The sequence below is a fragment of the Qipengyuania sp. genome, from assembly GCF_964227205.1.
Classification (GTDB): domain Bacteria; phylum Pseudomonadota; class Alphaproteobacteria; order Sphingomonadales; family Sphingomonadaceae; genus Qipengyuania.
Genome location: NZ_CAXQVB010000006.1, coordinates 220,372 through 230,508, shown reverse-complemented (window position 1 = coordinate 230,508; position 10,137 = coordinate 220,372). Strand labels below are relative to the sequence as shown.

The following is a 10,137-nucleotide window of genomic DNA, read 5'->3' as shown; positions in this document are numbered from 1 at the left end:
CCCCCCCCCCCCCCCCCCCCACCCCGGCGCCCCCCTCTCCCCAACCCTCTCCCGCGAGGGGAGAGGGAGTCAGTGCTTGAAGCAGTGCTCGCGATGCCAGGCGAGGAATTGCGGATGCGGCCGCTCGGCCTCGCGCCCCGGTACCAGCGCCTTGCGCGTCGAATTGATCATCGCGGTGATGCTCGTGGGATCATTGGCCTGCCGCGACACTAGGATGTCGAGCTCGTCGGACAGCCCGATCAGCCCCCGGTCGAACATCCAGTGCGCCGTCCCCGACAGCGCCAACCCGTTGCGCAGGCTGTCGGGCCCGCCTTCCGCCACCGGCTTGATATGCGCCGCCTCGGCCTCCAGCCGCCCGCCGCCATTGACCAGCTTCCACCCCGTCACCGCACAGCGCCCGTCATAGGCATGCAGCACCGCGCGGCGGAAGGCGCGATCGCGGAACGGGCGGTTGAGCAGCGTCTGCACGATGGGCCGCTCGAACTGAAACGGCACATGCGGTTCCTGCACGCGCCATTCGTCCTCACTGGCGCGCGGCTCAAGCTCGCCAACGCGCGGCAGCGTCTCATCCTCGGGCAGCCCCAGCGCGATGATGCGCGCGAAATCGGCATTGGATAGTGGCCGCACCGCCGCCTGCGCATTGGCCAGATCGCGCTCCACCGGCTGGCCATCGACCTTATGGGGGACGGCCGGCTCGAAGGGCAGATAGCTGCCCTCCTCGATGATCGCGCGATAGCGATCCGCCACATCGGGATCGGGAATGATCCGCTCAACCTTGGCGACGGCAAAGAAGCCCTTCGACTGCGGCAGCTTCACCGGCTCGCGATAGACGATCCAGTCGCCGACCATCTGCCGGGCGCGGCTGAGATAGATTTTCGGAAACTGGTAATGCACCTCGGGGATGTCGTCGTAGATCGACCCATCCTTGTGCATGAAAACGCCGAAGGTCACTGCTCAGGATGTCCGCGCCACAATTCATATCTCCCTAGGGTCCTTGCAATTTTCACTATTCTCAAACACATATACTATAGTGGACTACTCCGATTACATCGTATTCGCCGACGAAAGCGGAGATCATGGCCTGACCAGCATCGATCCCGAATTTCCTGTCTTTGCACTGGTGTTCTGCGTATTCGAAAAAAATCGCTACCTCGAAGAAATAGAGCCGGCATTTCGGCCCTTGAAATTCAAGTATTTTGGTCACGATGCTGCGATCCTGCATGAGCGTGAGATCCGAAAACAGCAACCGCCATTCGCATTTTTACGAGAGAGTGAAGCGGTGCGCGAGGCATTCATGGCCGACATCGACGCAATCATGCGCGACGTGCCATTTCACGCATATTGCGCAGTGATCGATAAGTTGAAGCACAAGGCACGCTATTCTGATCCTTGGAACCCTTACGAGATCGCCATGCAATTTTGCATGGAAAAGCTCAGCAATAGGCTAGTCGCGGACGGTCAACGCGGCCGTTTGACCCATGTTTTGTTCGAAGCGCGTGGTCGCGAGGAGGACCGGCAATTAGAACTGGAATTTCGTCGGGTTGCGGCGAATGGGAAACGTTGGGGTTGGCGTGCGGTCGATTTTTCTCGTGCACCACTCGAACCATTGTTCGTTCCCAAAGCAGCTAATCTAGCTGGGCATCAGCTAAGCGATTTGATTGCACGTCCACTCGCGCTGCGTGCGCTACGACCGGGACAATCAAATCGCGCCGCCGAAGCTGTTGCAAACCGGATATGGGACTTCAAAGTCTTTCCTTAAGCGCCGAAAAACGAAAGGGCCTCGGTAATCCGAAGCCCTAGCGTCGACCGGGAAAGCCCAATCCTTGTCACTATAGATAGCATAATTTGCGAAAATAGCAAGGCGCGAACTACTCCTCGCCCTTCCACAACGCCGCAAAGAACGCACTTTGCGATATAGCACACTCCTTCGCGCCTACGCGGGGGCAGGCCGCCCTACGGGCGCTCCCGCTTCCTTGGCGTTTTAGCGTCTTGGCGCGAAAACTAGGTTGGTCGCTCTTCGCCACGCGCCGTTCCGCGATTGCTGGCGCAATCGCTCCATGCGCCACGTGGCGTCGTCAGTCGGGTTGCGCTGCGCGCACCCGCTGGCCGGAGTTACAGCCTCTCGCTTCTAGCTTGCCGTTTGCTGTGCAAACGCCTGCGCTAGGCGCGGGGCTTCACTCCTCCCCCATCCGCAGTGCAGCAATAAACGCCTCCTGCGGAATGCTCACATTCCCATACTCCCGCATTCTTGCCTTGCCCTTCTTCTGCTTTTCCAACAGCTTTTTCTTGCGCGTGATGTCGCCGCCGTAGCACTTGGCGGTCACGTCCTTGCGCAGGGCGGCGATGGTTTCGCGGGCGATCACCTTGCCGCCGATCGCGGCCTGGATCGGGATCTTGAACAGGTGCCGCGGGATGAGGTCTTTCAGCCGCTCGCACATGCCGCGGCCGCGTTCCTCGGCCACGCTGCGGTGGACGATCAGCGAGAGCGCGTCGACCGGCTCGGCATTGACGAGGATGTTCATCTTGACGAGGTCGCCCTCGCGCAGCCCGATCTGCTCGTAATCGAAGGAGGCATAGCCGCGGCTGATCGACTTCAGGCGATCGTAGAAGTCGAACACCACCTCGTTCAGCGGCAGTTCGTAGCTCACCTGCGCGCGGCCGCCGACATAGGTGAGGTTGGTCTGGATGCCGCGGCGGTCCTGGCACAGCTTGAGGATTGCGCCGAGATACTCGTCGGGCGTGTAGATCACCGCCTTGATCCACGGCTCCTCGATCGTCTCGATGCGGTTGACGTCGGGCCAGTCGGCGGGGTTGTGGATGTCGATCGTCTTCGCGTCCTCGGTCTTCGAATGGCCGAGATGGACGCGGTAGACCACGCTGGGGGCGGTGGTGATGAGGTCGAGATCGTATTCTCTGGAGAGGCGCTCCTGGATGATCTCGAGGTGCAGCAGGCCGAGGAAGCCGGCGCGGAAGCCGAAGCCCAGCGCGGCGCTGCTCTCCATCTCGTAGCTGAAGCTTGCATCGTTGAGGCGCAGCTTGCCGATGCTCTCGCGCAATTTCTCGAAATCGGCGGCGTCGACCGGGAAGAGGCCGCAGAAGACCACCGGCTGGACTTCCTTGTAGCCGGGCAGCGCCTTGTCCGCCCCGCCCTTCACCGTGGTGATGGTATCGCCGACGCGCGCCTGTTCGACTTCCTTGATCTGCGCGGTGATGAAGCCGATCTCGCCCGGGCCGAGTTCGGGCAGGTCGGTGCGCTTGGGGGTGAAGCAGCCGACGCGGTCGATCAGGTGCTGCGTGCCGCCCTGCATGAATTTGACCTGGAGGCCCTTTTTGATGACGCCGTCCATCACGCGCACGAGGATGACGACGCCGAGATAAGGGTCGTACCAGGAGTCGACGAGCATGGCTTTCAAGGGCGCGTCGCGGTCGCCGCTGGGAGCGGGAATGCGCTTGACCAGCGCCTCGAGCGTGTCCTCGATGCCGATGCCCGACTTGGCGGAGGTGAGGACGGCGCCGCCCTCTTCCCACGGGCCGGTCGCCTCGATGCCGACGATTTCCTCGATCTCCTCCGCGACCCGCTCGGGCTCGGCGGCGGGGAGGTCGATCTTGTTGATCACGGGGACGATTTCGTGGTCGTGCTCGATCGACTGGTAGACATTGGCGAGCGTCTGCGCCTCGACCCCCTGCGCGGCGTCGACCACCAGCAGCGCGCCCTCGCAGGCGGCGAGGCTGCGGGAGACCTCATAGGCGAAGTCGACGTGGCCGGGCGTGTCCATGAGGTTGAGCTCATAGGTTTCGCCATCACGCGCGGTGTACTCGAGGCGCACGGTCTGCGCCTTGATGGTGATCCCGCGCTCCTTCTCGATGTCCATGTTATCAAGCACTTGCTCGGACATCTCGCGCTCGGTCAGCCCGCCGCAGTGCTGGATCAGCCGGTCGGCGAGGGTCGACTTGCCATGGTCGATATGGGCGATGATCGAGAAGTTGCGGATCTTGGAAAGGTCAGTCATTGCGCCGCCCCATTAGCCGCGCCGCACCCCGCTGTCAGCAGGCAAAGCGCAAGCGTCAGGCAGCGTCCTTCCTGCCCGTCTGGCGGGGTGCGTTGGGCGAAAGCGCGAACTGGGCGAAACCGGTGCCCGTCGCATTGTCGGGCGCCATCGCATATTTGCCCGGCGGCAAGGCGGCAAGCGGCGCTCCGGCTGCGGCGAGTTCGTAGGGGCTCACGCGATGCCGCGTGCACAGCCCCCCTGCCCCGTCGTCGACTAGTTCCTGCTCGAACTCTACCCCCTGCGTATCCCCCATAGTGCGCTTGACCGTGCAGACGGCTAGTTGGCCCTGGCCGAAGTCGAGCACGAACGGCGTTCCGATCGGCACGCCCTCCAGCCCCTGGATCATCGCTCCGGAGCGCGAGAGGTTGCGCAGCGTCACGTCGCAATAGTGATCCTCGTGGATCAGCCCGATCCTGCGCAATAGCGTGCGCCTGCTGGCACGCTGCGCCCCGCTGTCGGTGGGCGCCAGGGTCCATTCGCCCTTGGCGATCTCCTCACCGACCTGCTCGGCCGACAGCGCTTCCGAGTAGACGAACCCGCTGACCTGATCGATGCCGAGCCGTTTGAGCTCGTGCATCAGCTCGAGCGCATGGACGCCCGATGCGACGGTTTCCATGCCCATCGCCCCGCCGAGCGCGACCACCGCCTTCACGAGTTCCATATCGCCGAGGTCGTTGCCCATGACCGGCTCGAAGAACTCGCCGCCGATGCGAAGTGCGCCGAGAGGCGCCCGGCGCAGGTAGGACAGCGAAGACAGGCCCGAACCGAACTGGTCAAGGACCAGCCGGATACCGAGCTTGAACAGCGTGGCGAGCGCCTGGTCGACCTTCGCAGCCTCGCCGAGCAGCACACTTTCGGGCAAGCGCAATTCGAGCCGCGCCGGATCGACCCCCGTATCTTCGAGGATCTTGTCGATCGCTGCAACAAATCCGGTCGCCTCGAATTGCACCGGGCTGACAGGCAATGATATGCGCAGGCACTCGGGCCAGCCAAGCGCGTCTTCGCAGGCCCTACGGATGGCCCACTCGCCGATGGGGACGATCAGCCGACTGCCTTCGGCGACCGGCAGGAAGGTTTCGGGCGCCACGCGGCCGCGCTCCTCGTCGGCCCAGCAATATTTGGCCTCAAGCGCGACCACGCGATTGTCGGTCGGCGTTACGACCGGCTGGTATTCGAGCGCAAAGTGCCCTGCCTCGATGGCTTCGGCGAGGTCTTCCTCCATGCGCTTGCGCAGATTGGCTTCGTGCTCGAGGTCGGCGGCATAGAAGCGGAACTGGCCGCGGCCGCCGTTCTTGGAGGCATAAAGCGCGAGATCGGCCGCGCGCGTCAGTTCGTCGCGTGCAACCCCGTCGTAGGGTGCGATGGCGATGCCCACCGAACAGCCGATAATCGCGCGCCCCTCTTCCACCGGATAGGGTTGCGAAAGCATCTGGATGATCGTCTTGGCGATTTCGCCCAGCTCGCCGCGATCATCGATGTCGGGGACAAGAACCTGGAATTCGTCGCCGCCGAGACGGCCGATCTCGCCGCGCCCGCCGATGACACTGCGCAGCCGCTCGGCGACCTGCTGCAGCAGCTGGTCGCCGGCCGCATGGCCGAGCGTGTCGTTGACCTGCTTGAACTTGTCGAGGTCGAGCATCATCAGCGCGGCGCAACGCTTGGCGATCTTGAAAGCATGCAGCGTCGAATCGATCCGTTGCTCCATCCGGTGGCGGTTGGCGAGACCGGTCAGCGAATCGAATTTAGCGAGGCGATCGGCCTCTTCCTCGCTGCGGAATTCCTCGGTAATGTCGAGCGCGGTGCCCCGGAATCCGAGAAACTCGCCGGCATCGTCGCGCAACGGACTACCGGCAAGCTTGAGCACGACATCGTGCTGCTCGTCTGCCGACCGGACCGTGAGGTTGGAAAAGCGTTTGCGGGTGGTGAGCTTGAGGCCGAGCGAACGCCCTTCGCCATCTCCGTCCACCGGAACCAGCAGACGCTGGAGTTTCTCTTCGATCGGACATTCGGGAGGAACGCCCAGCCGTTCGCGAACCGAGGGACTGAGATAGACGGTGTGCCCGTCGGCGTCGGTCGCCCAGAACGCCAGTGCGCCGCTGCGTTCAATCTCCTCGACAACTGCCAGCTTGCCCGAATCTTCAAGGGTTTCGCATGGCCGCGACTGCTGGGTTTCGACCGGAGTTTCTTCTACGCCCCTGCCGCTTCTGAAATATTCGGTGAAGGGCAGAGCCCCCATCGCTTTCCTGCCTTGCAAGAGGTTGAATTCGGTTCGTTACGGCTAGGTCGCAATGGTTAGTTTTGCCCTAATGGGAACGGCTAACGATCAGTAACCCGAACCCGGCTTGGGCGCGCCGACCTCGACTTCGATGAATTTCTTGCGCGCATTCGCTCCGATCTGCTCGGCCATGATCAACGAGTACGGATCCTGCGGCAGCGCGGCGAGTGGCCGACCAGCGGCTTCGATCTGGTAAGGGGACACACGATGGCGCGTACACAGCCCGTCGGCACCGTCGCTGATCAGCGGGGTTTCGAACTCCACACCAAGCATCGCGCCCTTGGACCGGCGTACAGTCGCAACCGCCAGCTGGCCGCCGCCCAAGTCGAGCACCACCTGTGTTCCGAGCGGTACTTCGCGCAGGCCTTCGATCATCGCCCCGGTCTTCGACAGGTTGCGCATCACCACCTTGTAGCGACTGTCCTCGTGGATCAGACTGATACGGCGGAACACAGTCTTGCGCGCCGCACGATACTTGGCTGGCCCACGCGGCTCGTACTTCAGCTTCCCCTCTCTCAGACGCTCGAGGAAGTCCTCGCTAGAGAGGGCACGCGAAAAGATGTGCCCCTGGATCAGCGTCGCGCCGCGTTCGGTGAGCAGATCGAGCTCGTCCTTGGCCTCGACCCCCTCGGCGACGGTCTCCATGTTGAGCGCATCAGCCAGGCTGACAATCGCGCTGAGGATGGCTGCGTTGTTGTTGCCTTCCTCGGTTGCTCCGCGAACGAAGCTTTGGTCGATCTTGATCTTGTCGAAGGGCGCGTTGCGCAGATAGCTCAGCGAACTGTAGCCTGTCCCGAAATCGTCGAGCGCCAACTTGACGCCCAATTCCTTGAGTTCGCCGAACATGCGCTGGGTCCGGCCGGTATCGCCAAGAAAGACACTCTCGGTTATTTCCAGTTCAAGGCGGTCTGGCGCGAGACCGCTCTCCGCCAGCGCCTTTTTGACGATCCCGGGGAAATCGTCCTGGCTGAACTGCATGGCTGAAACATTGACTGCCACGCGTAAGTCCATCGGCCAGCCGGTCGCTTGTCGGCAAACCTCGTTGAGGGCCCATTCCCCCATCTGACGGATGCAACCGATCTCCTCGGCTACAGGGATGAAATCGGAAGGCGCAATCTGGCCGCGGTCGGGATGCGTCCAGCGCATCAATGCTTCGCAGCCCCTGACCATGTGGGTCTTGGAGCAAACCAGCGGCTGGTAGTGCATTGCAAGCTGGTGGTTGTCGATCGCGTCGCGCAGGTCCTCCTCGATCTGGCGCCGGTTCTTTGCGCCATCCTTGAGGTCGCTAGAGTAGAAGCGGTATTGGCCGCGGCCGCCCACCTTCGAGGCCTGGAGTGCGAGGTCTGCGGCCGTGGTCAGTTCCTCGGTATCGAGACCGTCGTAGGGTGCAATCGCAACGCCGATCGACGCCCCGATGATCGCCCGCGAGCCACTGACGATATAAGGCTGCGAAACCATCTGGATCAGACGCTGGCCCAGATCGCCGAGCGCACCGCGATCGTCGATGTCGGGAAGTACGATCTGGAACGCATCGTCGCTCATGCGGCCGATTTCGCCCTTGGTGCCCACAATTCGCCCCGCACGCGTCGCGACCTGCTTGAGAAGCTCGTCGCCGGCTGCGCGCCCAAGTGAATCGTTGACGTGCTGGAAGCGGTCGAGATCGAGAATCATGAGCGCGCAGGACCGCTTGGAATTGCGGTACGCCTTGAGCATTTCGGTCAATCGCTGACCCATGCGCTGGCGATTGGCGAGCCCGGTTACGGGATCATATTGCGCCATGCGCCGCTCATCGCGCTGTTGCTCGCGAACCGCAGTGATGTCCTTGGCGCTGCCGCGATAGCCGGTGAAGCGATCTTTGTCGTCGAACTGGGGCTTGCCGGCAATCTCCCACCAGACTTCCTTGTCCTCGATAGCCAGGCGCACATTAAGCTGGCTGATCGAATTGCGCGCTCTCAGCAGGAAGGCCAGGGGTCTTTCGGGCTTGTCGGGATCGTCGATCTTCTCGGGGATGAAGAGCTCGCCGAGAGACTTGCCGATCACTTCGTCATCGCTCCAGCCGAGCTTTCTGGCGGCCCCCTGCGACAGGTAGATGATACGACCTTGTGCATCCGTCGCCCAAAACCAGCCGAGACCCGCCGTCTCGAAGCTGTCGAGCAATTCCACGCGGCGCGCTGCGTCGGAGGCAACGATAGGACGGAGAGGAGGGGAATCGAAAGTCGCATCCTCCTCAGCCGTGGCCCGCGCCGAACGCGAGAAGAACCCTGCCATTTGCGCTTACGCTCCTGAATGTTGACCAGGCTTTGATTGCTCGATGCCTGCGACGGCACCCCAGGGGCATAGGCGCAATTCCTTTCCAAACGCATAACCATGTTTGCGAGCGTCGGCCTCGGCCCGTCCCAACTTGCCAGCTGTGCGACGCGCGTGCATGACCTGTCGGTCTTGTGGGAGAGGGGCATGCGGCACATCGCGATCGTCGGTTCGGGCCCGGCCGGCTATTACACCGCAGAAGCGGCAGTGAAGAAATGGGGGGAGGACGCACGGATCGACGTCATCGACCGTTTGCCGGTCCCTTTCGGGCTGATCCGTACCGGCGTCGCCCCCGATCACCAATCGATCAAGGCCGTCTCGCGGCGCTACGAAAAGACTGCCATCGGCGACACCGTTCGCTTCATCGGCAACGTCGACATCGGCACCGACATTTCGGTCGCCGATTTGCGGTCGCTCTACGACGCCGTCATCCTTGCGACCGGCGCGCCCAAGGACCGCGAACTCGCCATCGCGGGCGCGGAAGCGGCGAATGTCTTCGGCAGTGCGGCGTTCGTCGGGTGGTACAACGGGCATCCCGATTTCGCCCACCTAGCCCCGGATCTCTCCGGTCGGCATGCGGTGGTCATCGGGATGGGCAATGTCGCGCTCGACGTCGCCCGCATTCTTGCCAAGACCGAAGGCGAGTTCGCCGGCTCGGACATCGTTTCGCATGCGCTAGAATCGCTGCGGGCCAGCCGGATCGAACATATCACGATCCTGGGCCGCCGGGGACCACACCAGATCATGATGACGCCGAAGGAACTGGGCGAGCTGATGCAGCTCGAGCGCGCAGCCCCGCAAGTCGATGCCGCAGACCTACCGCCTGCGGGGGATGATGCAATACTCGAGCCGGGCCTGCGGAAGTCGGTCACCCTGCTGCGCGAGTTCGCCGCGCTTCCCGCGGCTGCATCGCCCGACAAGCCGATCACGATCGCGTTCGATTTCTTCGCCAGCCCGCGCGCCATCGTCAGCGACGGCGGCGGCATTGCCGCGATCGAGGTCGAACGTACCAGGGTCGAGGCTGGGCGTGCGGTTGGGACGGGCGAAACCTACCGCCTGCCGGCGGACCTCCTGGTCAGCTGTATCGGCTATCAGACTTCGGCGATCGAAGGTGTTCCCTTCGACGAACGCGCGGGCCGTTTCGCCAATGACGAGGGGCGCATCCTCCCCGGGCTCTATTGCGTCGGCTGGGCCAAGCGCGGTCCCAGCGGCACGATCGGTACCAACCGCCCCGACGGCTATGGCGTGATCGACCTCGTCGACGAAGATATCGGCACCGGCGCGCGCAAACGCGGGCGCGACGGCCTCGATGAACTGATCGCCAAGCGCGGACTCGATGTGGTCACTTTCCGTGACTGGCAGAAGATCGAGGAGGCGGAGATCGCCGCCGCGCGCGAGGGCGCCCCACGCGAGAAATTCGTCGATATCGAAAGCATGATCGCCGCGCGCGGGGTCTAGGGCCGCTTGCAATCCCCCAGCGAGCAAAGCATGACCGTCAAAGCAGCA

General features: G+C 63.1%; 6 protein-coding genes. 2 read left to right on the top strand and 4 right to left on the bottom strand.

Translation table 11 applies throughout. The annotated features are described in order from the left end of the window. Positions 1 to 69: 69 nt before the first annotated feature. Entirely contained in the window at positions 70 to 951 is an 882-nt protein-coding gene (locus tag ACEQZ0_RS14300) for an HNH endonuclease (RefSeq protein ID WP_370191718.1), read from the bottom strand. Positions 952 to 1,030: 79 nt separating this feature from the next. On the opposite strand from ACEQZ0_RS14300, the gene ACEQZ0_RS14295 reads away from it, so the two are divergent. Next, positions 1,031 to 1,759, top strand: a complete 729-nt coding sequence (locus ACEQZ0_RS14295) for a DUF3800 domain-containing protein (protein ID WP_370191717.1) — start codon at positions 1,031 to 1,033, stop codon at positions 1,757 to 1,759. Between the two features lie 415 nt (positions 1,760 to 2,174). On the opposite strand, the gene lepA is transcribed toward ACEQZ0_RS14295, so the two are convergent. The 3 genes from lepA to ACEQZ0_RS14280 all read right to left on the bottom strand — a co-directional run bounded on the left by lepA (position 2,175) and on the right by ACEQZ0_RS14280 (position 8,592). After that, positions 2,175 to 4,010, bottom strand: a complete 1,836-nt coding sequence (lepA, locus tag ACEQZ0_RS14290; protein WP_370191716.1) for a translation elongation factor 4 — start codon at positions 4,008 to 4,010, stop codon at positions 2,175 to 2,177. A gap of 55 nt (positions 4,011 to 4,065) precedes the next feature. Further along, the gene (locus tag ACEQZ0_RS14285; RefSeq protein WP_370191715.1) at positions 4,066 to 6,285 is read right to left on the bottom strand and encodes a putative bifunctional diguanylate cyclase/phosphodiesterase; all 2,220 of its coding nucleotides are present in this window, start codon (positions 6,283 to 6,285) and stop codon (positions 4,066 to 4,068) included. Between the two features lie 87 nt (positions 6,286 to 6,372). Continuing rightward, positions 6,373 to 8,592 (bottom strand): EAL domain-containing protein, encoded by a 2,220-nt coding sequence (locus tag ACEQZ0_RS14280; RefSeq protein WP_370191714.1) that lies wholly within the window; start codon positions 8,590 to 8,592, stop codon positions 6,373 to 6,375. 186 nt (positions 8,593 to 8,778) lie between these two features. Here ACEQZ0_RS14280 and ACEQZ0_RS14275 point away from each other — a divergent pair, with 186 nt between their 5' ends. Then, on the top strand, positions 8,779 to 10,089 hold the full coding sequence (locus tag ACEQZ0_RS14275) for an FAD-dependent oxidoreductase (RefSeq protein ID WP_370191726.1): 1,311 nt from the start codon (positions 8,779 to 8,781) through the stop codon (positions 10,087 to 10,089). Positions 10,090 to 10,137: the final 48 nt, after the last annotated feature.